Source organism: Thalassospira sp. SM2505, assembly GCF_054901115.1.
Map to the genome: position 1 here is coordinate 1159459 of NZ_CM142731.1, position 24287 is coordinate 1183745.

Below are 24287 nucleotides of genomic sequence, written 5' to 3' on the forward strand. Positions count from 1 at the left end.
TCAGCGTGCTTCTTCTCGGTCATGATGTTCTAAGAGTGGTGTTTGCCTTTTTGGGGTGGGGGCTTCTTTTGCCTGGTGCTTTGTCGAGCGCCCTACTCTTTAGAGGAGAGTCTTGAGGTTGATCCAAAGTCGTTCTTGAGTATTCCTGCGTGGCTGTGTCGTTGGTTTGCTATCCTTTTGGGTGGGTGGTTTCCCGTTGAAAGTCTTGGGCGCGGACGTGTCTCGCGTTGTTCGAAAATACTATTGTGTAAATTAGGGTTTTTGTGCAGAAGTGCATGCTCCGAGCCTTGCTTGATAAGAGAGATTGAAAGACGAAAATGACGAACTTTGCTTTGGTTGGTGCCGCCGGGTATATTGCCCCGCGCCACATGAAGGCGATCAAGGATACTGGGAACAACCTGGTTGCTGCATTTGATCCCAATGATTCCGTGGGCGTCATTGATAGTCATTTTCCGGATGCTGATTTTTTTGTGGAGTTTGAGCGTTTTGATCGCCATGTCGATTTGTTGCGTCGACAAGGTGTTGGGGTGGACTATTTCAGTATCTGTTCTCCAAATTATCTGCATGATGCTCATATTCGCCACGCGCTTCGAAACCAGGCGCATGCGATTTGTGAAAAGCCATTGGTACTAACGCCCTGGAACGTAGATGCGCTCTCTGAAATCGAACGCGAAGGCGATGCAAAGATATACAACATCTTGCAGCTGCGGTTGCATCCGGCGATCAAGGCCTTGCGAGATAAGGTTGCGAATGCGCCGAAAGACAAGGTTTTTGATGTTGATCTGACCTATCTGACTTCGCGGGGGCACTGGTACGGTGTGAGCTGGAAAGGTGACACTAAGAAATCTGGTGGTATCGCTTCCAATATTGGCGTGCATTTCTTCGATATGCTTGGATGGGTGTTTGGTGCTGTTCGCAAAAACGTTGTGCATCTCCATGAAGCGGATGTGGCATCAGGATACTTGGAATATGATCGCGCACGTGTGCGCTGGTTCCTGTCAATTAATCCTGAATACCTGCCAGCAGAAGCCAAGGATGTGGGGAAGAGAACTTATCGCTCCATTCTGATTGAGGATGAAGAGCTCGAGTTCTCTGAGGGCTTTACAGAATTGCATACCGAGAGCTACCGCGACATTCTTTCAGGTGGCGGTTTTGGAATTGAAGATGCTAGAGCCTGCATTGAAACGGTTTTTGATATTCGTCAAATGACCCCTGTGGCGTTGACTGGCGACTTTCACCCATTCTGTAAAAATGTAAAACGATGACAAAGATAGACGCTTCAGCCTTCATTCATGAAACGGCAATTGTTGATGAAGGTGCTGAGATCAGAGGTGGTAGTCGTATCTGGCATTGGGTTCATGTGTGTGGCGGCGCACGCATTGGTTCAGGATGTTCTTTAGGGCAGAATGTTTTCGTCGGTAACAAGGTTGTCTTGGGTGATCGCGTAAAGGTTCAAAATAACGTCTCTATTTACGATAATGTGACGTTGGAAGACGAAGTTTTCTGTGGCCCGAGTATGGTTTTCACCAATGTCATCAACCCTCGGGCAGGTGTTGAGAAAAAGGACGAATACAAAAATACTCTGGTGAAGAGAGGGGCTTCTCTTGGGGCTAATTGCACAATTGTTTGCGGTGTGACAATCAACGAATATGCATTTATTGGTGCTGGTGCTGTTGTAACCCGGGATGTACCAAAGTTTGCAGTGATGGCGGGTGTTCCTGCTCGACGTATTGGCTGGGCAAGTCATGCTGGTGAAATGCTGGGCGATGATCTGATTTGCCCGCGAGAGGGTAGGCAGTACCGGTTGAGTGCGGAAGGTTCTCTGGAGGAAGTCGTAAGTGCCTGAGCAAATTGCGTTGATTGATCTTGCTCGTCAGCAAGAAATGATTCGTGCCCGTATTGAAGCCGCTGTTTCTCGTGTGCTTGATCATGGTAGCTATATTCTCGGCCCAGAAGTAACAGAGCTAGAAAGCAAACTTGCAGCCTTCTCGGGGGCTGATTTTGCTGTCACTTGTGCAAATGGTACGGATGCACTTTCCTTGATCCTGATGGCAGAAGGTGTAAGTGAAGGGGATGCTATTCTAGTTCCATCATTTACCTTTGTTGCAACAGCCGAAATTATTCCAAGTACTGGGGCAACGCCGATCTTCGTCGATGTTGATCCCGATACTTTTACTATGTGCACCAAGAGCCTTGAGGTTGGAATCGAGAAGGCTCGTGCCCTTGCGCTCAAGCCGCGTGCGATCATTGCTGTGGACTTGTTTGGTCTTCCGTCAAACTATCCCGCTTTGCGTGAGATTGCTGACCGCGAAGGTATGATTTTGATCGCAGATGCGGCTCAGAGCTTTGGTGCTGAACTTGGCGGCAAGCGCGTTGGAACTTTGGCCGATTATACGACGACAAGCTTTTTCCCTGCAAAGCCGCTTGGTTGTTACGGTGATGGTGGCGCGATCATGCTTTCGGACCCGGATAAGGACGCTTTGCTGCGTTCCTTGCGGTTCCACGGGAAAGGTGAGCAAAAATATGATAACGTGCGGCTAGGCTTGAACAGTCGTCTTGATACATTGCAAGCGGCAATTTTGCTTGAGAAGCTTGCAATATTTGAGAGTGAGATCGAGGTACGTAATGTTATTGCAAGTCAATATGCCGAGGCGCTATCTGGTTACGTAAAATGTCAAACTGTTCCTGAGGGTTTTAAATCGGTTTGGGCCCAATTCACTTTGGTTTCTGAAGACAGATCTAAGATCCAGGAAGTGTGCGGAAAAGCAGGTATAGCAACGGCGATATACTATCCGTTGCCTATGCACCTGCAAACGGGATACAAAGCGTTCCCGATGGCGGAAGAACGACTTCCTGTTTCCGAGCGTTTATCAGAAAGCGTGATCAGCATTCCGATGCACCCTTATCTTAATGCAGAACAAATTCAGCGGGTTGTGGAAACTGTTGTTTCGGCCTGCAAATAGTCAACAGACTTTACGAGGTAATACAAATGGATATTAGAGGCAAAAAGCTGCTGGTCATTGGGGGAGCCGGGCTGATTGGTTCTCATACAGTTGATCTTCTCACGAAAGAAGATGTTGGAGAAATTGTTGTCTATGACAACTTTGTCCGTGGTTCTATGGAAAACTTGGGCGATGCTCTCAAAGATCCGCGTGTACGTATTTACGAAGCGGGTGGAGACATTTGCCAGACCGATCTGCTTGAAGCAGCCATGAAAGGCAAAGACGGTGTATTCCATTTTGCTGCTTTGTGGTTGCTGCAGTGCCACGAGTTTCCGCGCTCGGCTTTTAATGTAAACGTCGAAGGTACGTTTAACGTACTGGACGCTGCGGTGAAGTCCAATGTTCAGCGTCTTGTCTACTCCTCGTCTGCATCGGTTTACGGTGATGCGGTTACCGAGCCGATGGATGAAGACCATCCGTTCAATAACAAAAACTTCTACGGCGCGACCAAAATTGCTGGTGAGGCAATGGCACGTTCCTACCACCACCGTTACGGTTTACCGTTCGTTGGTCTTCGTTATATGAACGTTTACGGACCGCGTCAGGATTATCACGGTGCTTATATTGCTGTGATCATGAAAATGCTTGATGCGATCGATCGTGGCGAAGGCCCGACCATTCTTGGCGACGGCAGCGAAGCATTTGATTTTGTTGCCGTTGAAGATTGTGCAAAGGCAAACGTTTGCGCAATGAAAGGTGATACGGTCGATCGTTTCTATAACGTTGGTACAGGCAAGCGTACTTCACTGCGTGAACTGGCGGAAATGCTGATCGAAATCACCGGTTGTGACGCTTCTATCAACTATGCGCCGCGCAGCCAGGCAACGCTTGTCCGTAACCGTATCGGTTGTCCGAAACGTGCAGCTGAAGAAATCGGCTTTAATGCAGGTCTTGACCTCCGCCAGGGATTGGAGGCACTGATCGCGTGGCGTAAAAGCCATATCGCAGAAGTTGAAGCACGTCGTGCGAAGATGCGGGATTGAATTGTTTGCGCAGCAAACATTTTGAAGACTAACTAAAGCGTATAGGGGATGAGTTCCGGAAATGTGTGGATTGGCTGGCGTATTAAATCTGGATGGAGCACCTGTCTCACCAGAAAGCCTGAAACGAATGACGGATCTCATCGCCCATCGCGGTCCCGATGGTGAGGGGCACTGGATTGACGGTAATGTGGGGCTGGGGCATCGCAGATTGGCGATTATCGACCTCAGTCCGGGGGGCCACCAGCCCAAGCAAACAGCTGACGGACGTTTCGTTGTTTCTTACAACGGTGAGATCTATAATTTCAAAGAGCTGAGAACGGAACTCGAAGCCAAGGGCCATCATTTCCATTCCCAATCAGACACAGAAGTTCTGTTGTCTGCGTTGGCCGAATGGGGGATTTCTGCTCTTGATCGCTTCAATGGAATGTTTGCCTTTGCTTTATGGGATCGTAAAGAAAAGCAAATGACCCTTGCAAGGGATCGTTATGGTATCAAACCTCTTTATTACACGATCTGCAACGGTTCTCTCCTCTTCGCTTCTGAATCCAAAGCATTTCTCGGACATGAAAATTTCCGATCTGAGGTGGATTCAGAAGGGATGCTGGAATACTTCACCTTTCAGAACTTCTTTACGGACAAAACGCTGCTAAAAGGCGTGAAAATGCTGCCTGCGGGTAGCTACGCCCGTATTTCTGCAGATGCCGGCGCATTTGATTCTCCTGAGATTGTTCGGTACTGGGATTATCATTTCGCGGAACCTGAGTTCGAAAGATCAGAGCAGTCCTATCTTGAAGAGCTCGATCACCTGATGGAACAGGCGGTAACTAGGCAACTGGTATCTGATGTTGATGTGGGGGCTTATCTTTCCGGCGGAATGGATTCCGGAACTGTTACGGCAATTGCGTCAAACTCGCTTTCTTATATGCGTACATTCACTTGCGGTTTTGATCTGAGTTCAGCCTCCGGTATGGAGTTGAATTTTGACGAACGCGAAGCATCAGAACGCATGTCGTATGCTTTCCGTACCGAGCATTATGAAATGGTTCTTAAGGCCGGAGATATGGAGCGCTGTCTGCCGCGCCTCGCTTGGCATCTTGAAGAGCCGCGTGTCGGGCAAAGCTACCCCAACTTCTACGCTTCTCAAATGGCGAGTAAGTTCAATAAGGTCGTTTTGTCTGGTACAGGCGGTGATGAAATTTTCGGTGGATACCCTTGGCGCTATTATCGCGCTGTGGTCAATGACGATTTCGACCATTATGTTGAAAAGTACTATGGATATTGGCAACGTTTGATCCCGAACAGGATCATAAAGGACGTATTTTCACCGGTTTGGGACAAAGTCTCGCATGTGTCCACACGCGACATCTTCCGCGATATTTTTGTTTCTCACGCTGACACAATGACCCGCCCGGAAGATTACGTAAACCATTCCCTATATCTTGAGGCACGGACGTTCCTTCACGGTCTTTTAACCGTGGAGGATAAGTTGTCAATGGCGCATTCTCTTGAAACACGTGTGCCATTCCTTGACAATGACCTTGTCGATTTTGCCATGAAGCTGCCGACGCGTCTGAAGCTTGGAAAATTGGACGAAGTTATCGCTGTTGATGAAAATGAAGCCGGAAATAAAATCGCGAAATACTTCCAGAAAGCGAAAGACGGCAAGCTTTTGTTGAGGAAGGCGATGGCGCGTCACGTTCCGCGCGAAGTTGTAGAGCGAGAAAAGCAAGGATTTTCTGCTCCTGATGCGAGCTGGTTCAAAGGGGAAAGTATCGATTACGTGCGTGAAACCCTTTATTCCGATCAAGCATATATCTGGAACTTTATGGATCGTAAAACGGTTCAGGGCTTGCTCGCAGAGCATCTTGAGGGCAAGACGAACCGCCGCTTATTGATCTGGTCCCTGTTAAACGTTGAAGAATGGTGCAAGCACTATATCGGTAACCAGCCAAGTGGTTTTGCTGGTCGTTTGGCATAAGTTTGTCACGAAAAGCCGCAATATCAACGTTTGTGGGTGAGGCAAAGACATGAATAATCTGAAAGCGATAATATGATTGCACGGGCCTTGAATTTAAGCCGGTTTTGGGAAGCGACGTCCTATACCTCAAAGAGGTTGATAACCTATCGGCGTCTTCTCGGAGAGCAATTGCGTCGAGAACTGTTCGAGCAACATGCTGGTCATATGATGGGCAGTATTTGGTTGATTGCGCACCCGGTCTTCTTGATGTTGATTTACGTGTTCGTTTTTTCTTTTGTTTTCAAAGCAAAAGTTGGCGGCACACATGAGATGCCTTTGGACTACACCACCTACATCCTAAGCGGTCTTATCCCTTGGCTTACCATCCAACAGGCATTGTCAAAATCGTGCTCGGCTCTTACGCAGAACAAAAGTCTCATTAAGCAGGTTGTGTTCCCACTGGAAGTGTTGGCAGCGAGGGCTGTTATAGCTTGTATCGTTCCGTTCATTGTGATGATCGCTGTTTTGTTGCTCTATCATCTTGTATTCACCGGATCTATTCCGCTCAGCTATATTTTCCTTCCTGTTGTTGTGTTTGGAATGGTTCTTTGGCTGTTGGGAATTGGATTTGCGCTGTCTGCTACAACAGTATTCATTCGAGACGTTAGAGAACTTGTTACCATGTTTCTTACTGCTGGCATGTTTCTGCTGCCGGTTGTTTACCTCCCTGACTGGATACCTTCGATCTTCCAGCCTGTAATTTATGCTAACCCGTTCAGCTATCTTATCTGGTGTTTCCAGGATGTATTGTATTTCGGCAGGATGGAACATCCAGAGGCGTGGGTGGTCACGTTCGTTGGTGGCATGTTTGTCTATGCATTGGGCGCGCGTAGTTTTCAGGCGGTCAAACCTTATTTCGGAGATGCAATATGACAAACGATATTGCGATCAAAGTTGAAAACCTCAGTAAGGTTTACCGTGTATACAGTCGTCCAGTCGATTTGTTGAAAGAACTACTCACCGGCCGTAAAAAACATTCAGAGTACTGGGCGCTAAACAATATTTCCTTTGAGGTCGGTAAAGGGGAGGTTGTCGGTGTCATCGGCGCCAATGGCGCAGGCAAAAGTACATTGTTGAAGATCATTTCCGGAACCTTGGAAAAAACGTCTGGAAAAGTCGATGTCAACGGCCGCATTTCGGCGATCCTTGAGCTAGGTACCGGATTCAGTCCAGATTATACAGGGCGCCAGAATATTGTTATGGGCGGCATGTGCTTTGGTATGTCGCGAGAAGAAATCGAAAGTAAGGTCGACTGGATTATTGAATTCTCCGAGCTTGGCGACGTTATCGACAAACCATTTGGAACCTATTCAAGTGGTATGCAGGCTCGTTTGACCTTTGCGACAGCGATCAGTGTAGAAGCTGAAATCTTGGTTGTTGACGAAGCTCTGGCTGCGGGTGATGCCTACTTTGTCAGTAAATGCTTGCGCAAAATCAGGGAAATTTGTGAGTCCGGGGCAACCGTCTTTTTTGTCTCACACTCGACCTATCTGATCATCGAATTGTGTCAGCGCGCACTTTGGATTGACAAAGGTGAATTAGCTGCGATTGGCAATGCATATGATGTTGTAAAAAAATATGAACGATCCTGTCTGAAAGAAAAAAATGATCGTTTCAAAATCGAGGCAGAGAAAATTACGTCTTATCTACCGGCTTCCGATGAAGACCATCTCACGGATGTTTCAGAAAAAGTCATAGCAAATGCCCCGATTCGCTTCACTAGTGTGTCATTACGGGATGTGAGTAATATAGAGAAATATGTCTTTGAGGTTGGCGAAGATATAATTTTTTGCGTAAATTGGGAGGGGGATTCGGTACACGCTCAGGTATGTGCTGGTTTCCGCCTTGATGGACCAAGAATGCAAGCTGTCTCCGGGTATACAAGTGATCTGGATAAGAAGTTCTTGAATGATGGGGCAGCGTTTCAAGGGACGGGTACATTTCAATTTCATATAAAATCACCGCCCCTTGGAATGGGAACATATTTTTTAAGCGTAGCGTTATTCCAATTCGATCCATTGCCGGGTGATCACAATATCATCTGCTCTGTGGATCGAATTGTCTCGTTTGAGATAAAGCGTAGTCAGGATTTACCGCAAACGTACATCATGGAATTGGATACTGTATTCTCGGAAGTTGAAACATCTAATGTTGCCGTACAATGAAGTCTTTCAGAGCATCAATAAACCACTGGCAACACAATGAACAAAGAACATAACGGTATTACAATAATCCCACTTTCACCGGACTATTATGATCAATACGACATTTTTTGCCGGGAACATCCTGACTGTCTCATATACTATACACGACGTTACGGGCACTTTTTAAGTGTATTGCTTGGATGTGAAAAACGCTACTGGATAGCAGTAGACGATAATAAAAACATCGTTGGTATTTTGCCCTTGATGAAATCTTGTCCCCAAAATGGTCAATCTGTCCTGAACTCACTGCCTTTTTTTGGTAGTCACGGAGGGATCTTGGCGTGCAGGGACGACGCATCCAAGGAGCTATTAAGTAAATACATAAAAGAGACGGAAGACGCCAGCGTGATTGCGTCAACCATCGTGGAAAACCCTTTACGACCACTCGGCTCAGATGTTCCAGCAACGTATATGGACTACCGAATAAGCCAAATCACCAATATTGATCTGACAGAAGAGCAACTTTTTTCTTCTTTTGATGGATCGGCGCGGCGCAACATAAAGAAAGCATTGCGCAATAATATTAATGTTGTGGTTAATAATAATGCATGGTGTTTTCTTGAGAGTACTCATCGTGAAAATATTAGTGCAATAGGAGGAAAGACAAAATCTTCAGATTTTTTTGTGTCTGTTAAGAACGGGTTTAGAGAGTCTGTTGATTACAATATATACGTAGCCATGCATGGTGCTGAGTGTATCTCGGCTTTGTTGTTGCTGTATTTTAATGATACTGTTGAATATTTTGTTCCAGGCACTTTGCACGATGCTAGATCTCTCCATCCTCTACCGCTGGTTATCTTCCGCGCTATGGTCGAAGCTCGCGAGAATGGTTATAAGAAATGGAACTGGGGTGGGACATGGCAATCGCAAGGCGGTGTATATCAGTTTAAGAAAAAGTTTGCTGCCATTGACGGAAGTTACAGGTATTTTACCCTTTTGAAGGATAAGGCGCTGCTGCGGAAAACCCCTAAATTCATTGACGGTGCCTTTCCAAATTTTTATGTAGTCCCATATAATGAATTGAATAATACAGTAGGGTGATTTTCTAATGCAAAGAAATGCTATCATTTTCGGCACTGGGTCTCTTGCGGAAGTAATTCATTTTTATCTTGAGAATGATAGCAACTATAAGGTTGTTGGTTTTACGGTCAGTGACGATCACTTTGACACTGCGGGTAGTGATTCCTTTCGGGATCTGCCGCTTGTGGCATTCAGTGACGTTGTGGACAGGTTCTCCCCAGCTGAATGCGATATGTTTATTGCTGTCGGTTATGTTAAGCTCAATCAATTACGCGAAAAATTTGCAGCAGAAGCTCAGGCCAAAGGGTACAGGTTATTGAGCTATGTTAGTTCCCGCGCCACGACGTGGGGTGATACAGTTATTGGGGAAAACGTATTTATCTTTGAAGATAATACTATTCAGCCGTTTGTGACTATTGGTGATGGGACAATACTATGGAGTGGGAATCACATCGGCCATCACTCAAATATTGGGCCATTTTGCTTTATAACCAGTCATGTTGTTGTATCTGGGCATTGTCAAGTAGGGGCGCGCTGTTTCGTCGGGGTTAACTCTACCATTTCTGAGGATACCATCATTGCAGATGATAATATTATCGGGCCGTGTAGTCTAATTCAGAAAAACACAAAACCAAGTGAAGTCTATATTGCCGAGCGGACAAAAAAATTCCCAAAACCAAGTAGTAGTTTTTTTCGATGATTAACAAGCAAAATATTGACCTCAAGTTTATTGAGGAACTTTATACAAGCAGTCTAGCTGAGCACGGGGTGACGGCTAAAGGCGTGGGGTGGCCTGATACTCAATCGCATATGTTGCGGTTTGATAAATTAGCCTGCTTGCTTGATGGCGTGTCGGAGCCTGTATCAGTAAATGACCTTGGCTGCGGATATGGTGCTTTTTACACATACCTTAGGTCGAAAGATGTGCCAATCTCTCTGTTTCGCGGCTATGACATCAGCGAAACTATGCTGGATGAAGCTCGTCGTCAAATTAATGCTGCAGCGGTGCAATGGATTAATGAACCTGTACTGAATCAAAAAGCAGATTACAGTTTTGCATCGGGAATATTCAACGTCAGGCAGGATAAAGATGAAGAAATTTGGCGTGAATACATAATAAGTACGCTTGACAACATGGATAAAAATTCTGAGCGAGGATTTGCATTTAATATGTTGACCTCATATGTAGATTGGCAAGAGCCGCACTTGTTCTATGGAAATCCAGGTTTTTTCTTCGATTATTGCAAGCGAACCTATTCGCGTCATGTTAGCCTTTTGCATGATTATCCATTGTGGGAATGGACAATCATTGTCAGAAAACAACCTTCGCAGTCGTGAAGATGACGAACGATCAAAGTTGCGCGTCTAACTCCATCGTATGGCAGAAACTTGGGCTTATTTTTACGCCGGATTCGTCATTGAGTTGGAGTAAAAGTCATGCCAGCCTGCCGGTTCCTCTACAAATTAATGATAGCCTCTATCGGGTGTTTTATGCCTCGCGTGACGAAAACAATCGGTCTCATGTCGGGTCATTCGACATTGATTTGAAGCGCCCAACCGAAGTTCTTGCTGTATCAAAGAGACCTGTGTTAGCTCCTGGGCCGCTTGGCCACTTTGACAGTGATGGCGTATATGCGGCATCTGTTGTGCGTATAGGGAAACGTGTCCATCTCTATACAATAGGCTGGAATTCAGGGCCACGTCCTCCCTTGTTTTATGCATCCATTGGCCTTGCCATCAGTACGGATAATGGTTTGTCATTTGAGAAATATAAAAATGCTCCGATTATGGCACGATCAGAATACGACCCCTGTCTTGTGACGGCACCTGTCGTTTTATTTGAAAACAGTAAGTGGCGTATGTGGTACGTTTCGGGTTATAGCTGGGACGAAACAGGCTTGGGACCACGTTCTAATTATCACATAAAGTACGCTGAGTCAGAAGATGGCATTCATTGGCTGCGTCATGGGCATATAGCCCTTGATCATGCGGGCGAACGTGAACGTAATATATCGCGTACGTGGGTGAGACCCGATGGGAAAGGATATCAAGCTTGGTACGGATATAATCCAGGAGATGGATTTTACCGGATTGGATATGCCGAATCTGATGACGGACTGGAATGGACCCGACTTGACAATAGGTCTGGTATAGATTTGTCGCAATCCGGCTGGGATGCGGATGCCATGTCTTATCCCGCCGTGATTGAATGGCAAGGAAGACGCTTCATGTTTTATAATGGAAATGGATTTGGTAGGGACGGTATAGGGTTGGCTGTGTCTTAGGGCCGGACACAATTTAAAGCTTTATATTCTAACGTCGAGTTCTGGATAAAAAATGAAAAAAATGAATATTGGCCTATACGGTGGCTTGGCCAATAATTTGTATTTAATGGCGAAAGCACTTGATGCAGACGGTCATACAGTAACGTTCATTCGTGAGCGTGATATTTCATATGCTGTCAGCCAGCCGGTGTGGGAAGACTGCGAACTTTTATTGACCACTGGCGAGCTGCAGATGTCCAATAATTATTCTGCAGAAAAATGGACAGACATTGAAAGTGAACTTGGGTGGCGCGCACAAAGCTGGCTTTGGGATGCCTTGGCTAAAGAGTGTGATGGGGAAGAGTATTCTCAACTTTTAAGAAAAAAAATGGGCTTTTCCAAGAACGATGCGGCGATTTTACGCAAAATGCGTGAATGTAATTTCCTTGTTGTAACTGGGGTTAAAGCTGCAATTTTGGCTCATGAGTCCGGGGTTCCTTACGTTATTCAGCCTCATGGCGGTGATATAATGATCGCAGCAGGCTGTATGCGTATCACACCGCCAAAGCGCAATCTCTTTTCATGGGTGAATGTTAGGGAGCTGCTATACGGAAATCAATGGGAACACGAAACGAGACGTGCTTTCAATGCTGCCGTAGCTTTTGGTGTACATAACAAGTACATTGACCAAACAACTTTTTTGCGCTCATCCTTCTTGAAGCGGACGTTCTTGCCGAGATGCCGTCCTCTTCGGCCGTCGCGAGCCAACCTCGCTACTTGCACAACAATCAATAAACCATTGTCTGCTGAACAAAAGCATAAGCTTCGTGATGAGCTTTCCGCGAAATTAGGCGTAAAATTGTCGACAGATAAGCAATTGGTTTTTGTCCCAACGCGAATAGACTACTTTTGGAAAGGTCAGGATAAGCTTGTTAAAGCTCTAGAAAATAAGAAAATCAGTCGAGAGTTCTCTTTTGTCTTTTGTGGTTGGGGAACGCAACTTGAGGAGTTAAAGAAGACATGCCAAGACCATGCAGTTTCGGCAAGTTTTTTACCAAATGTTCTGTCTAAGCAACTGTTGTATAAGATGATGGCTGCGTCCGACTTGGTTGTTGAAAATTTGACCTTGGGTCATTACGGGACTACAGGAGCTGAGGCGATGGGGCAAGGTTGTCCTGTACTCATGTGGTGTGATGCTAAACAGTATGGTGGCGAAGAACACTTGCCTCCTGTGCTAAATGTTCACTCAGCGAACGACATTGAGAATGCCTTGATTGGCTGTTGTAATGGGGAAACGGATCTGGTCGTTGCTGGTGAGAAGGCATACCAATGGGCAAAGTCTCATCACTCGGGATCTGTCGTCGTGTCTCAGTTGGCGAAGATTTTTAAAGCATAGAAGGTAGTGGTTTCGGAAGGTTATACAGGTTTTATGACTTGATTTTCTGTCTGGATCTAACTGCCGATCAGTCCGTTCTGCCGTTGGTTCTGGATGCTCACTTCACTAGCATGCTGCGCTATTTGGGGGCATTCATCAATTGAGCTGTACTTCGAGCGGAACCATCAGCACACAAAATGACCGCCGTTGTCGTTGCTTTTTGGTGTAAAAACGTCCTGAGCATGTTTCGTTTGGTTGTCGTGGGCAAGTGGGAACCCGAGTATTTCAATCATAGCAAGATACACGCCCCAATCCAACGCGATACTATCCGCGTTTCCCACAGGACAATTTTGGCAACTGGACGTTATCAGGCGTTGATATTAATACTCTTGTACGTTCGCTTGCTAAGCCCTATTCAGGGACATGTAAATAATGAAGGGACACAAAGCCGTAATCAGTCTGATATTCTATAGAATAGTATTTGGATGCGACTTGGTTTAGATGTGGAAGATGAAATTTGCAGATTGTGTGTATCATCTTAATCTAATATCTGACTGCAATTTATATATTTTGTATGAGGCAATCTGATGAATATAACTCATCCTTACTTCGACGATCAGGAAATCGAACAGGTAAAAGAATGTTTGGCCTCTGGGTGGGTTACTCAGGGTCCGAAAACGGCAGCATTTGAAAGAGCTTTTGGTGCATATCATGGTGTTTCCCATGCACTGGCAACAACTTCGTGCACAGCTGCATTGCATCTTGCTACACTGGCTTTGGATCTTGGTCCGGACGACGAGGTTATTGTACCTGCCTTTACATGGATCACGTCTGCAAACTGTGCAGAGTATGTCGGTGCAAAAGTTGTTTTCGTCGATGTTAATCCGCATACTTACAATATTGATCCCGTCGCACTGGAAGCCGCATTAACTTCAAAGACGAAAGCGATTGTGGCGGTTCACCTATTCGGTCTTGCAGCAGATATGGATGAGATTCTGGCCATTGCGCGTCCGCGAGGCATTGCCGTTATCGAAGATGCTGCTTGTGCAACTGGTTCTCTCTACAAGAGCAAGCCCGTAGGAGCCATTGGCGACATTGGATGTTTTTCATTCCATCCTAGAAAGGTTGTGACAACCGGTGAAGGAGGAATGGTTACGACCGACAACGATGACCTTGCCAAACGGGTCGCGGTGCTTCGCAATCACGGATCTTCTCCACTTGACACGGAGGTTCGCCCATGGTCGATGAACCAGTTCAATGCGCTTGGCTATAATCTTAGACTTTCGGACATTCAGGCTGCTGTTGGCTTGGCTCAGATGGACAAAGTCGAAAAACTGCTTGCCGATCGCCGGGCTGCTGCTGCGCACTATACGGAACTTCTCTCTGGCGTGGAGGAGTTGGCCCTTCCGCTTGTTGGTGCTGGTGAGGGGCACAGCTATCAGTCTTATGTCGTGCGCGTGCTCAAAGGTGGTCGCGACAAAAGAAATGCCATTATGGAAGCTTTCGAGGACGAAAAGATTCAAACCCGTCCGGGCACACACGCTGTGCATCGTTTGGGTTATTACGTGCAAAAATACGGTTTCAAACCGGAAGACTTTCCGATCGCTGCAACGTGTGAGGATACCACGATAACTTTGCCTATTTTCCCCGGAATGCGAGAAAGCGATATCGCACGCGTTGTAAAGGTTTTAAAACAACAGATTCTGTCGAGCTAGACTGGCAAAAAAAATATAAGGGGGAGCTTGGATGCAAACTAGTTCCAATAATCCAGTGCTCGATACAGTAAAAGGAAGTGTTCTGGTAACCGGAAGTGGCGGACTCTTGGGGCGCGCAGTACTTCAACAGTTGATAGGTGGGAAACGTGTAATATATCCAGTTTTTCGCAACATGCCTGGAAGTGGGGTGCCTGGGGGCCTTGAGCCGCTTGTCCAGGATCTAAGCGGAACACCCGATTTTTCGTCCATACCTGTTCCAGAAACGATTGTTCATCTTGCGCAATCGGCCGGTTACCGTAACTTCCCGGATAGTGCTCAGGACGTTTTTGATGTCAATATCGCTTCAACCCAGAAACTGCTGGGCTGGGGACAGCAGAATGGTGTGAAGAGGATCGTTTTAGCGTCAAGTGGAGGAATCTATAATGATGCTAAGTCCTTTAGCGAGAACACGCCACTGAAGGATACATTTTCTTTCAATCACTATTTGGCAACCAAGCGTTGTGCAGAGCTTCTAGCTGGTGCCTATCGTGATACGATGACCGTGGTGATCCTTCGCTTCTTCTTTATATATGGGCCGGAGCAGCGTCCATTCATGCTAATTCCTAGGCTGATTAATTGTGTTCGGGATGGTGCGTCTATCCAACTTCAGCAACGTGATGGACTGCGCTTCAACCCAGTTTATGTGACCGATGCTGCAGCAGCGGTCGAAGCTGCTCTTGAGTTGGACGAAAGCCAAATTATCAATGTTGCTGGTCCGGAAGTGGTCTCGATGCGTCAGGTCGGAGAGTTGATTGGTGAAAGAACTGGCCATTCTCCGAGTTTCGACATTGATCAATCCCGCTCTCCCGATGATATCATTGGAAACATCGAAAAAATGTCCCGTCTCTTGACGCGCCCTGAAATTGGTGTCCGACAAGGACTAGATCTCATGCTGAGTAAGCATGAAGCGAGTCAGGAGAAGAATTGAGGTGGCTGAGCGGGCAGGTAGTGAAGTGTCGATGGAAATGTCAGACACCTATAAAAGCGGTTTGGCGTGGCTTCGGTCTTTCGAAGAAAAAAATGGACGGCCATTGCGTGTGTTGCATCTCGGCAACATCGCAGCAAACGCGTATCTCAATGCAAAGTTTTTGCGTTCGGTCGGGGTGGAAGCGGATGTTGTTTCACGTGACTATACGCACGTCATGGCGAGCCCTGAATGGGAAGACGTGGAACTTTTTCATGGACATAGTGATGATTTCGATCCTGTCTTTGACAAGCGCGATGTGAAGGATTTTGAATATCCGGAATGGTTTATCAGCGGTCCGTTGCCTGTGTGCTCTGAATATATCAAGCTACGGTACAACTCAAATAAGCTGATATTTCTCAAATACCATTTACAGAAATGGATAGCAGCAGGTGTCCTGAAGTTCTGGCGCTTTATGTTAAAGCTTCTCCGCGTGGAGCCGATATGGGCAAAAGAAGCATCTCATCTTATTACGCTTGGCGTTTGTCATCCGGGCATTTTGCTGACAAAGATTCGGTCAAAAGTCATCAGGATTGCAGTTGCCAAGGCCTCCCCGCACCTCAGCAAAAGTACGAAAGAAAAGATTTCACGAGTTTGGGCCGTCCTCTCGAAGCGGAAAAAAAGCGGAAGCGCTGATTATCAAAAGTACATCAAGTTCGTGCAGATGTTTGAAGAATGTTTTCCCGGTCGTCAAGCGCCGAAGCCGGTGGACATAGTTCCCTTCATGGCAACGACGCATATGTTTTCTGAAATGTTTCAGCCATACGACATCGTGCAGTGTTATGGCACAGAGCCAATTCAGGCGTTACTTTCAGAAAAGCGACCTTATGTTGCCTTCGAGCACGGAACTCTGCGTGATTTCACCATGGGTGATAACCCATACCACCAGCTAACAGCCCTGGCATACCGCAAGGCTGATCATACTTTTATTACGAATGGTGACTGTATCGATTATGCCGACAAACTTGGCATAACGAATTATAGTGCTGCATTGCATCCGATTAATATAGATCAACATCGTAAGGACTATTCGCAGGATGTGAAAAAAATTCGCGACGAAATTGATGCTGACGTGGTTCTGTTCTGTCCAGCACGTCACGATTGGGATGTCAAAGGTACAGATATGTACATCCGTGCTTTGCCTTTGATCAAGGAGCGGGTGCATGGGCGCGTCAAGATGTTGATGGCTAACTGGGGCTCGGATATCAAAAAAAGCCAACAATTGCTCGCGGAACTTGACTGTACCGGGGACGTGATCTGGAAGGGCACAATGTGCCGTATCACCATGATCAAGTACATTCTTGCCGCCGATGTTGTTTTTGATCAGATGATTCTGCCTGCATTCGGCTCGACAGTACCTCAAGCGCTTGCTGCTGGTGTCCCTCTGGTTTCGAGCTATCGTCCCAAGGAAATGGCTTGGTTATTCCCGGTGCCTGCGCCAGTACTATCTGCTGAAACAGTAGAAGATATTGCGACTTCTGTCGTTCAGGCCTTGCAGCCTGAATGGCGGGACAACTTCAAAAACAGAGCGCGCGATTGGATTGATAACTATCATCATTCGAGTAAAGTGATTGAAAACCACTTGAAGGTTTATGAAGAAGTTCTCGCCTCAACGAACAGCAGTGCGCCCCAAGCACGCCCCAGCTGAATGCCACGAAAGACTGACATGGAAAATTCTTCTGAACAGCAAGAAAAAACCTCTGACAGTGCCGTTGTTTCTATCCGTGTAGAGAAAAAAAAAGGCTTTTACTCGGGGCGCGCTGGTTATGAGCGTTACTTGTTTGTTCGCGCGGTTTATTTCGTTGTCGATCTGATTGTTTTGCTTCCGTTGCTGCTTGTTACTCTTCTCTCGCGTCTGTTTCCAAAGCCGGTGGATGTCGGTCTCGGTCCGTTGCCTATCATAAACAGCCGCTACCATAAGAAGGCGATGGAGCATTACGGATACCGCTGTGAGACCTTTGTCTATCACACTTGGTATTTTACTCAGGAATTTGACATCAATATTGGTCGATTTTGCCCGCGCGCGTTAGGGCCATACGTGTCGTACATTCTAGTCTTGTTTCGCTATAAATGTATTTACACTTACTTTAGCGGTGGTCCGCTCGGCTTTACAACGATATTGGCATGCTGTGAACCGTTCTTGCTACGCTTGGCCGGGATCAGAACTGTGATAATGCCATTTGGTGCAGACGTACAGGTTCTTACCCGCGCAAAGAACAAAGCTATGACGCATGCATGTGCTATGGACTATCCAAGCAGTCGCTTGACAATGCGTCGAACTGCATCGCTTGTTGACTGGTGGACGCGCGGTGCTGACCACATTGTTTCGGGCTGTGATTGGGTCGATTATATGTATTATTGGGATACGTTGATGTTATCCCATTTTGTCATTGATACCGACGCGCTTGTTCCGTCGGCGAAAAATGAGGAGTCTGGCTCTGCTCTAAGGCTGCTACATGCGCCTAACCACCGTAACCTAAAAGGTACCAGTCACATTCTGAAGGCGGTTGAAGAGCTGAAATCTGAGGGCTGTGATATTGAGTTGGTGCTTGCAGAAGGTGTGCCCAATACAGAGATGCCGGACTTAATCCGTTCAGTTGATATTGTTGTCGATCAGCTGGTGATTGGCTGGTATGCGATGTTCTCGCTGGAGAGTATGGCGCTCGGGAAGCCGGTTATCTGTCATGTACGTCAGGAATACCATGATTTGTATGTTGAGGCGGGTTTGATTGAGCCTGGTGAGCTTCCTTTGATTGATGCGAATGTGCGTAATATTAAGGAAGTCTTGCGTCAGTTTGCTGGTGATAAACGCGCTCATTTGGGTGGCATTGGCCGTCGTTCCAGAGCCTTTGCCGAAAGACATCACTCTGTTGCAAGCGTGGGTAAGGTCTTCGATCGTATAAATCGTGCGGTCGGTATTTCTCCCACCTGTGTTGCTCACTCCAAGAGTGTATCAGCGAGCACCGATTAGAAATCGAACCGTATTGCTGATTGGTGGAATGCGCGAAAACACCCTTGTGGTTGACCCGCGATCTATCTGGGGATAGCAAAAAACGTCGTAAATTTAATGCGAGTAAACTGCCAGCGGATAGTGTGTTGGCGCTAAGTATGTGAGGTTCACGGTGAACTTCTCAGCCAGCATATGGCCTTCTTAACTTCAGGGGAAATGGCGGAGAGGGTGGGATTCGAACCCACGGTACTATTGCTAGTACAACGGTTTTCGAGACCGCCCCGTTCGACCACTCCGGCACCTCTCCGCATGTGTGGTCTTGGCGTTCGAGGCGGTGTTTAACGGTCCTCGCGCCATATTGCAAGAGGGAAATCGCAAAATCGGTGACTCTTTTATGGATTTCTCACCGGCGGCGGGGTCGGGCCTCGCGGCGGGTTTGATTGCACGGTTGAATGATCTTCTTTCGATTGTCGCCGGTTGATTGTGATTGCTGATTTCACTGGCGATTTCATTTGTCACTTTTGCGCAATCGGGATGTCGGGCACGGCCATGCATTCGGCGCAGGGCGGATGCCCGCTTGATGGTGGCGCAATCACCGGGGAATATGCGGGTTTGCGTCGCTTTGCGGTTGACTCAATTGTTGACTCTGGCGGTCAAAAGGGGTAATTCACCCGTTCTTCGCAGCGGTTCGGTATCTGTTAGCAGCGGCACCGAGCTGCGCGTTTGTGTTTCCAGAATGTTTTTCAGGAACTTTTAGATGTACGCAATCATCAAAACTGGCGGCAAACAGTATAAAGTTGCTGCCAACGACGTTATCAAAGTCGAAAAGATCGCTGCCCAGGCTGGTGACACCGTGAAACTTGAAGAAGTTCTCATGGTTGCTGGCGACGGTGCGCCGAAAGTTGGTGCTCCGTTGGTCAAAGGTGCTTCTGTCACTGCAGAAGTTCTCGAGCAGGCCAAGGGCGACAAGGTGATCGTTTTCAAGAAAAAGCGCCGGCATAACTACCGTCGTAAAAATGGTCATCGCCAGAACCTGACTGTTCTGCGCATCAAGGACATCAACGCCTGATTTATCAGGTTGAGATGCAGTTTTAGGAGAGTTTCATGGCTCATAAGAAAGCTGGTGGTAGTTCGCGCAACGGTCGTGACTCCGAAGGTCGCCGTCTCGGCGTTAAAAAATTCGGTGGTCAGGCAGTTGTAGCAGGCAACATCCTCGTTCGTCAGCGTGGCACCAAGTTCCATGCCGGTGACAATGTTGGCCTCGCCAAAGACCACACCCTGTTTGCGACTGTGAACGGTTCTGTCCAGTTCAAGTCGGGCTTCAAGGGTCGTACCTACGTTACCGTCGTTCCGGCAGAGGCGTAAGCCTCCCGTCGGCTACGCCATACGTAGCAAGATTTTCGAGGGAGGAATGAGCAATCATTCCTCCCTTGTTTTATGTGTTATATGAATTTTACGCCCTGTTGATGCGCGATCACCGCGCGCCGGGGTGCCAATATCCAAAAAGCGGGCGCAGCCCAAAGGACCGGTTATGAAGTTTCTCGATGAAGCCAAGATTTATGTGCGCAGTGGCCGCGGCGGTGCCGGTTCGGTCAGCTTCCGCCGTGAAAAATTTATCGAGTATGGTGGCCCGGATGGTGGCGATGGCGGTCGCGGGGGCGACATCGTTCTTGAGGCGGTCGAAAACCTCAACACCCTGATCGATTTCCGCTATCAGCAGCATTTCAAGGCCGAAGTCGGCATGCATGGCATGGGCCGTCAGCGCACCGGTCGTTCAGGCAAATCCATCACGATCAAGGTCCCGGTCGGAACACAGGTTTTGGCCGAAGACCGTGAAACCCTGATTGTAGACATGATCGAGCCGGGGCAGACCTATATGCTCTGCCGTGGTGGGGATGGTGGTCGTGGCAACACCCATTTCAAATCCTCCACCAACCAGGCGCCGCGCCGTGCCGAAGAAGGCTGGCCGGCCGAGGAAATGTGGGTCTGGTTGCGTCTGAAGCTGATCGCCGATGCTGGTCTGGTCGGTCTGCCAAATGCCGGGAAATCGACCTTCCTTGCCGCATCCTCGCATGCGCGTCCGAAAATCGCCGATTATCCTTTCACCACCCTGCATCCGCAGCTTGGCGTCGTCAGCATCGATGACAAGGAATTCGTTCTGGCCGATATTCCCGGCCTGATCGAAGGGGCTTCCGAAGGCAAGGGCATCGGGACCCGTTTCCTTGGTCATATCGAACGCTGCGAAGTTCTGGTTCATCTGATCGACTGTGCCGAGGAAGACCCGGTCGCAACCTATCAGACCGTGCGCGAAGAGCTTGAAAGCTATGCCGATATCCTGATCGACAAGCCCGAGATCGTTGTTCTGTCCAAGGCCGATCAGCTCCTGCCGGAAATGGTCGAGGAACAGCGCCAGATCCTTGAAAAGGGCATCGGCAAAAAGGTCTATGTGGTTTCCGGTGTGACCCAGCAGGGCATCAAGGATATCCACCGTCAAATTCGTGCCTATATCGATGGTGAACGCGAACGCCGCATCATGGAAGGTCGCGAGGATGAGGGGTTCCAGCCGTGAGCACCCAGCACGCTTCGCTAAGTGATGCAAAACGCCTGATCATCAAGGTCGGCTCGGCCCTTCTGGTCGATGAAAATACTGGCAAGCTGCGCCGTGCCTGGCTTGAGGCACTGGCAGATGATATCGCCCTTCTCCGTGAACGCGGGGTCGAGGTGATTGTGGTCTCCAGCGGTGCGATTGCCCTTGGGCGTCGTTTGCTCGGCCTTGATCACCGTACGATCAGCCTTGCCGACAAGCAGGCCGCCGCCGCCACTGGCCAGATCAGCCTGTCACAGGTCTGGCAGGAGGCCTTGGGCCGCAACGGCCTGACCATGGCGCAGGTGCTGGTGACCCTTGAGGACATGGAAGGCCGTCGGCGTTACCTCAATGCGCGCGGCACGCTCAATGCGCTTCTGGCCCGTGGTGCGGTACCGCTGATCAATGAAAACGATACAGTCGCGACCGAGGAAATCCGCTTTGGCGATAATGATCGTCTTGGCGCCAAGGTTGCCCATATGATCTCGGCCGATACGCTGGTGTTGCTGTCTGACATCGACGGTCTTTATACCGCCGATCCGCGCAAGAACCCGGATGCGACCCTGATCCCCGAAGTCCGCGAACTGACCCCGGAAATCTTTGATATGGCCGGTGTCGCACCGACCATGTACAGCTCCGGCGGGATGGTCACCAAGCTTCAGGCCGCTGAAATTGCCATGAAAGCCGGGTGCCGCATGTTTATAGCACGTGGCACCATCTATCATCCGCTGAAAGCCCAGCTTGACGGCGCACCCAATACCGTCTTCCTGCCAAGCGAAAGCCCGCTTGCGGCACGCCGTCACTGGATTGCGACCTCGCTCAAGGCCACAGGCGCGATCATTGTCGATGCCGGTGCGGCCAAGGCAATGGCCGCAGGCAAGAACCTTCTGGCTGCCGGGATTACCGGTGTTGACGGCCGCTTCAAGCATGGGGATGCCGTGCGTGTCCTTGATGCCGATGGTACAGAGATTGCGCGCGGTATCACATCCTATGGCGCGGAAGAAACCCGTCTTTTGATGGGCCATGCATCGGGCGATATCGAAGCCACCCTTGGCTTTACCCGTGGCAATGCCGTGATCCATTCCGATGATCTGGTGATGCTCGGAAGCTAGGCGATATCGTTATCTGATGATCAAAGGGGATGCGTTTGCGTCCCCTTTTTTTATGCCCGGGTTTGTCTTGATCAGGCAGTCATAAAAAAAAGGCCGCCCGCTTTTACAGGGGCAGCCTTTTTAACGGTGGCACTGAAGTTCGGAACGAACTCAGGCAGCCTGATCAGCAAGAGCACGAGCCATCTGGCTCAGGGCTTCCTGATGTTTTTCATGCTTGATGCTCGCGAAGTTGCGCGCCAGCTCAAGGCACATGCGCTGACGTGCGTTAAGCTCGGTTTCCTGATTGCCATCAAGGCCTTCGTAGAAATAGCTGACCGGAACACCCAGGACCTGGGAGATTTCATACAGACGACCGGCAGAGATACGGTTGATACCGCGCTCATACTTGTGGGCCTGCTGGTAGGTGACGCCGATCAGGTCGGCCATCTGCTGCTGGGAAAGGCCCAGCATGATGCGACGTTCACGAATACGCTGACCAACATAACGATCAGTGTCAGTAGCACGGTTTGCGCGCTTCGGTTCTTCGAGTTCAGCAATCTCAGTCATTTTATAATCCGTTATCAACCGCCAGTTATAGATCCCCACTTTGGATGCTGTTGAGCTTGTTTGATTTATGCCCAATGACCACCCCGTCGCAGCACCAAATTAGCACTGCGATTTGATGACCCGTATCTGAACTTTGGTCAGATAATCTTTACAGCAATCCGCCAGAAGCTAGCTATATAGGTCAATTGAGCTGTCTTTGTCTAGTGCAGAAGGCGAAAAAAAGACGTTGGTTTCTACGCTGTATGGTTTGGAGTGCCGTGCATAGCTGGCATGCATTTCCTGAATGACCGGCGGTTGCAAAAGGTTTTCCTGAGGTAAAAGTTGCCCCAAAAGCTGGGTCCAGAATGCTGCACTGCCCACAAGATCATGGGGTTGCAGCCACGCGCCACCATTCTGCGTGATTTCCCTGACAGGCGAAATGCGCGCAAGTTGTTGGTGTCCGATCCCGGCAGGACCATCCGTTCCGGTACTCGCAGACGGATTCCTGCGGGCCGGTTGCATGGGTATCGGAGTGATCGCGGTCATGTCATTTTAGCGTTCGGGGTTAAAAACTGCCTGTCTTGTTCGGGACTCCATGCGTTTCCGGTCTATACCCGGCAAAAATTGCCGCCTTGCGGCGCTGCCGGGCGGGTTAAAAGGGTTAACAAAAAGTTTATGCAGGATTGGTGCCGTATTGGCGGTTGGGTCGAGTCACATCTTGGCGACCCTGCGGTTGGCACAGCGTGAAGAACAGCCGTGCGATCAAGGGGCGTTGCCAACGCCCCCTGATATCGGGATGCAGGCAACAAAAAAGGCGAGGTGCCTTTGGCAACCCCGCCCCTGGAAATTCCGTGATCGGTCTGATCAGATCTTATTTGTCGGTTTTACCACCCGCCAGGCTGTTAAGCTGCGCCTGCATGGCTTCAAGCTGGCTTTTCAGCTCATTGAGCGAAGCATCGGACTGCGCGCTTGCCGGGGCTGCCGGCTTGGTCGGTGTCGCACCTGGCTGGCCGCCATTTTCATTTTCCTGCAGGAACGGCGAGAACATCTTCATGGTCTGTTCAAACAGCGCGATGTTCTGCTTGTTCATTTCCTCGAACTGGCCAAACGGGAAAATGCCCTGCATGGTACCCTGCATATATTCGCGCATCTGTTCCTGATTGTGTCCAAAGGCGCGCATCGCCTGTTCCAGATAGCTTGGCACAAGTCCCTGAAGGCTGTCGCCATAGAACCCGATCAATTGACGCAGGAAGCTGATCGGCAAAAGGTTCTGCCCCTTGTTCTCTTCCTCGACAATGATCTGGGTCAGAACCGGACGGGTAATGTCCTCGCCCGATTTGGCGTCATAAACCACAAAGTCGGTATTGTCCTTGACCATCTGGGAAAGGTGATCAAGCGTCACATAGGAACTGGTCGCGGTGTTATAGAGGCGACGGTTCGCATATTTCTTGATTACGATGCGGTCCTGATCATCTGATTTCTTGGTGGTCATGGCGTTTTTCCTGCTTCCCTGTTTCCCGGACGTTCGTCTGG

The 24287-nt window shown here is 48.6% G+C and carries 22 protein-coding genes and 1 tRNA gene; 20 read left to right on the forward strand and 3 right to left on the reverse strand.

What is annotated here, in order from left to right; genetic code table 11:
• Positions 1–317: 317 nt before the first annotated feature.
• From ACTU44_RS05215 to ACTU44_RS05290, 16 genes are all read left to right on the forward strand, one after another.
• The gene (locus tag ACTU44_RS05215; RefSeq protein ID WP_462096845.1) at positions 318–1265 is read left to right on the forward strand and encodes a Gfo/Idh/MocA family oxidoreductase; all 948 of its coding nucleotides are present in this window, start codon (positions 318–320) and stop codon (positions 1263–1265) included.
• A complete protein-coding gene (locus ACTU44_RS05220) occupies positions 1262–1846 on the forward strand; it encodes an acyltransferase (protein ID WP_462096846.1) in 585 nt (194 codons plus the stop codon). Before ACTU44_RS05215 ends, ACTU44_RS05220 begins: the two co-directional genes overlap by 4 nt.
• The gene (locus tag ACTU44_RS05225) at positions 1839–2963 is read left to right on the forward strand and encodes a DegT/DnrJ/EryC1/StrS family aminotransferase (RefSeq protein ID WP_462096847.1); all 1125 of its coding nucleotides are present in this window, start codon (positions 1839–1841) and stop codon (positions 2961–2963) included. Before ACTU44_RS05220 ends, ACTU44_RS05225 begins: the two co-directional genes overlap by 8 nt.
• 26 nt (positions 2964–2989) lie before the next feature.
• On the forward strand, positions 2990–3985 hold the full coding sequence (locus ACTU44_RS05230) for an NAD-dependent epimerase/dehydratase family protein (RefSeq protein WP_462096848.1): 996 nt from the start codon (positions 2990–2992) through the stop codon (positions 3983–3985).
• Between the two features lie 70 nt (positions 3986–4055).
• The gene (gene asnB / locus ACTU44_RS05235; protein ID WP_462096849.1) at positions 4056–5963 is read left to right on the forward strand and encodes an asparagine synthase (glutamine-hydrolyzing); all 1908 of its coding nucleotides are present in this window, start codon (positions 4056–4058) and stop codon (positions 5961–5963) included.
• 168 nt (positions 5964–6131) lie between these two features.
• Positions 6132–6875, forward strand: coding sequence for an ABC transporter permease (locus ACTU44_RS05240; protein ID WP_462096850.1), 744 nt, complete (start codon positions 6132–6134; stop codon positions 6873–6875).
• Complete coding sequence (locus ACTU44_RS05245) at positions 6872–8167, forward strand: ABC transporter ATP-binding protein (RefSeq protein ID WP_462096851.1); 1296 nt, start codon at positions 6872–6874, stop codon at positions 8165–8167. Before ACTU44_RS05240 ends, ACTU44_RS05245 begins: the two co-directional genes overlap by 4 nt.
• Positions 8168–8203: 36 nt before the next feature.
• On the forward strand, positions 8204–9247 hold the full coding sequence (locus ACTU44_RS05250; RefSeq protein ID WP_462096852.1) for a peptidoglycan bridge formation glycyltransferase FemA/FemB family protein: 1044 nt from the start codon (positions 8204–8206) through the stop codon (positions 9245–9247).
• Between the two features lie 7 nt (positions 9248–9254).
• On the forward strand, positions 9255–9926 hold the full coding sequence (locus tag ACTU44_RS05255) for an acetyltransferase (protein ID WP_462096853.1): 672 nt from the start codon (positions 9255–9257) through the stop codon (positions 9924–9926).
• Complete coding sequence (locus ACTU44_RS05260; protein ID WP_462096854.1) at positions 9923–10564, forward strand: methyltransferase domain-containing protein; 642 nt, start codon at positions 9923–9925, stop codon at positions 10562–10564. The genes ACTU44_RS05255 and ACTU44_RS05260 overlap by 4 nt, the downstream gene beginning before the upstream one ends.
• Before the next feature lie 2 nt (positions 10565–10566).
• On the forward strand, positions 10567–11511 hold the full coding sequence (locus ACTU44_RS05265; RefSeq protein WP_462096855.1) for a glycoside hydrolase family protein: 945 nt from the start codon (positions 10567–10569) through the stop codon (positions 11509–11511).
• A 52-nt stretch (positions 11512–11563) separates the two neighbouring features.
• Positions 11564–12886, forward strand: a complete 1323-nt coding sequence (locus ACTU44_RS05270; protein ID WP_462096856.1) for a glycosyltransferase — start codon at positions 11564–11566, stop codon at positions 12884–12886.
• A 566-nt stretch (positions 12887–13452) separates the two neighbouring features.
• Positions 13453–14580, forward strand: a complete 1128-nt coding sequence (locus ACTU44_RS05275) for a DegT/DnrJ/EryC1/StrS family aminotransferase (protein ID WP_462096857.1) — start codon at positions 13453–13455, stop codon at positions 14578–14580.
• Positions 14581–14611: 31 nt separating this feature from the next.
• Positions 14612–15547 carry an NAD-dependent epimerase/dehydratase family protein gene (locus ACTU44_RS05280; RefSeq protein ID WP_462096858.1) on the forward strand — a complete coding sequence of 312 codons (936 nt, stop codon included), beginning with the start codon at positions 14612–14614 and terminating at the stop codon, positions 15545–15547.
• A 1-nt stretch (position 15548) separates the two neighbouring features.
• Complete coding sequence (locus ACTU44_RS05285; protein WP_462096859.1) at positions 15549–17231, forward strand: glycosyltransferase family 4 protein; 1683 nt, start codon at positions 15549–15551, stop codon at positions 17229–17231.
• An 18-nt stretch (positions 17232–17249) separates the two neighbouring features.
• Complete coding sequence (locus tag ACTU44_RS05290) at positions 17250–18554, forward strand: glycosyltransferase family protein (RefSeq protein ID WP_462096860.1); 1305 nt, start codon at positions 17250–17252, stop codon at positions 18552–18554.
• 196 nt (positions 18555–18750) lie between these two features.
• Here the strand turns inward: ACTU44_RS05290 and ACTU44_RS05295 are convergent.
• Positions 18751–18840, reverse strand: a tRNA-Ser gene (locus tag ACTU44_RS05295).
• Between the two features lie 450 nt (positions 18841–19290).
• Here ACTU44_RS05295 and rplU point away from each other — a divergent pair.
• The 4 genes from rplU to proB all read left to right on the forward strand — a co-directional run bounded on the left by rplU (position 19291) and on the right by proB (position 22229).
• A complete protein-coding gene (gene rplU, locus ACTU44_RS05300) occupies positions 19291–19602 on the forward strand; it encodes a 50S ribosomal protein L21 (protein WP_114097934.1) in 312 nt (103 codons plus the stop codon).
• A gap of 35 nt (positions 19603–19637) precedes the next feature.
• On the forward strand, positions 19638–19898 hold the full coding sequence (gene rpmA, locus ACTU44_RS05305; protein WP_008889409.1) for a 50S ribosomal protein L27: 261 nt from the start codon (positions 19638–19640) through the stop codon (positions 19896–19898).
• A gap of 166 nt (positions 19899–20064) precedes the next feature.
• Entirely contained in the window at positions 20065–21102 is a 1038-nt protein-coding gene (obgE, locus tag ACTU44_RS05310; protein ID WP_114097935.1) for a GTPase ObgE, read from the forward strand.
• Complete coding sequence (gene proB / locus ACTU44_RS05315; RefSeq protein WP_462096861.1) at positions 21099–22229, forward strand: glutamate 5-kinase; 1131 nt, start codon at positions 21099–21101, stop codon at positions 22227–22229. Before obgE ends, proB begins: the two co-directional genes overlap by 4 nt.
• A 150-nt stretch (positions 22230–22379) precedes the next feature.
• Here the strand turns inward: proB and ACTU44_RS05320 are convergent, their stop codons facing one another.
• Both ACTU44_RS05320 and phaR read right to left on the reverse strand, forming a co-directional pair.
• The gene (locus tag ACTU44_RS05320; protein WP_114097937.1) at positions 22380–22775 is read right to left on the reverse strand and encodes a helix-turn-helix domain-containing protein; all 396 of its coding nucleotides are present in this window, start codon (positions 22773–22775) and stop codon (positions 22380–22382) included.
• An 850-nt stretch (positions 22776–23625) separates the two neighbouring features.
• Complete coding sequence (gene phaR, locus ACTU44_RS05325) at positions 23626–24246, reverse strand: polyhydroxyalkanoate synthesis repressor PhaR (protein ID WP_114097939.1); 621 nt, start codon at positions 24244–24246, stop codon at positions 23626–23628.
• Between the last annotated feature and the right edge of the window lie 41 nt (positions 24247–24287).

Coding starts and splice junctions, on each gene's coding strand:
- ACTU44_RS05215 (WP_462096845.1), top strand. CDS start 318: ATGACGAACTTTGCTTTGGTTGGTGCCGCCGGGTATATTGCCCCGCGC.
- ACTU44_RS05220 (WP_462096846.1), top strand. CDS start 1,262: ATGACAAAGATAGACGCTTCAGCCTTCATTCATGAAACGGCAATTGTT.
- ACTU44_RS05230 (WP_462096848.1), top strand. CDS start 2,990: ATGGATATTAGAGGCAAAAAGCTGCTGGTCATTGGGGGAGCCGGGCTG.
- ACTU44_RS05245 (WP_462096851.1), top strand. CDS start 6,872: ATGACAAACGATATTGCGATCAAAGTTGAAAACCTCAGTAAGGTTTAC.
- ACTU44_RS05250 (WP_462096852.1), top strand. CDS start 8,204: ATGAACAAAGAACATAACGGTATTACAATAATCCCACTTTCACCGGAC.
- ACTU44_RS05255 (WP_462096853.1), top strand. CDS start 9,255: ATGCAAAGAAATGCTATCATTTTCGGCACTGGGTCTCTTGCGGAAGTA.
- ACTU44_RS05260 (WP_462096854.1), top strand. CDS start 9,923: ATGATTAACAAGCAAAATATTGACCTCAAGTTTATTGAGGAACTTTAT.
- ACTU44_RS05265 (WP_462096855.1), top strand. CDS start 10,567: ATGACGAACGATCAAAGTTGCGCGTCTAACTCCATCGTATGGCAGAAA.
- ACTU44_RS05270 (WP_462096856.1), top strand. CDS start 11,564: ATGAAAAAAATGAATATTGGCCTATACGGTGGCTTGGCCAATAATTTG.
- ACTU44_RS05275 (WP_462096857.1), top strand. CDS start 13,453: ATGAATATAACTCATCCTTACTTCGACGATCAGGAAATCGAACAGGTA.
- ACTU44_RS05280 (WP_462096858.1), top strand. CDS start 14,612: ATGCAAACTAGTTCCAATAATCCAGTGCTCGATACAGTAAAAGGAAGT.
- ACTU44_RS05290 (WP_462096860.1), top strand. CDS start 17,250: ATGGAAAATTCTTCTGAACAGCAAGAAAAAACCTCTGACAGTGCCGTT.
- rplU (WP_114097934.1), top strand. CDS start 19,291: ATGTACGCAATCATCAAAACTGGCGGCAAACAGTATAAAGTTGCTGCC.
- rpmA (WP_008889409.1), top strand. CDS start 19,638: ATGGCTCATAAGAAAGCTGGTGGTAGTTCGCGCAACGGTCGTGACTCC.
- obgE (WP_114097935.1), top strand. CDS start 20,065: ATGAAGTTTCTCGATGAAGCCAAGATTTATGTGCGCAGTGGCCGCGGC.
- ACTU44_RS05320 (WP_114097937.1), bottom strand. CDS start 22,775: ATGACTGAGATTGCTGAACTCGAAGAACCGAAGCGCGCAAACCGTGCT.
- phaR (WP_114097939.1), bottom strand. CDS start 24,246: ATGACCACCAAGAAATCAGATGATCAGGACCGCATCGTAATCAAGAAA.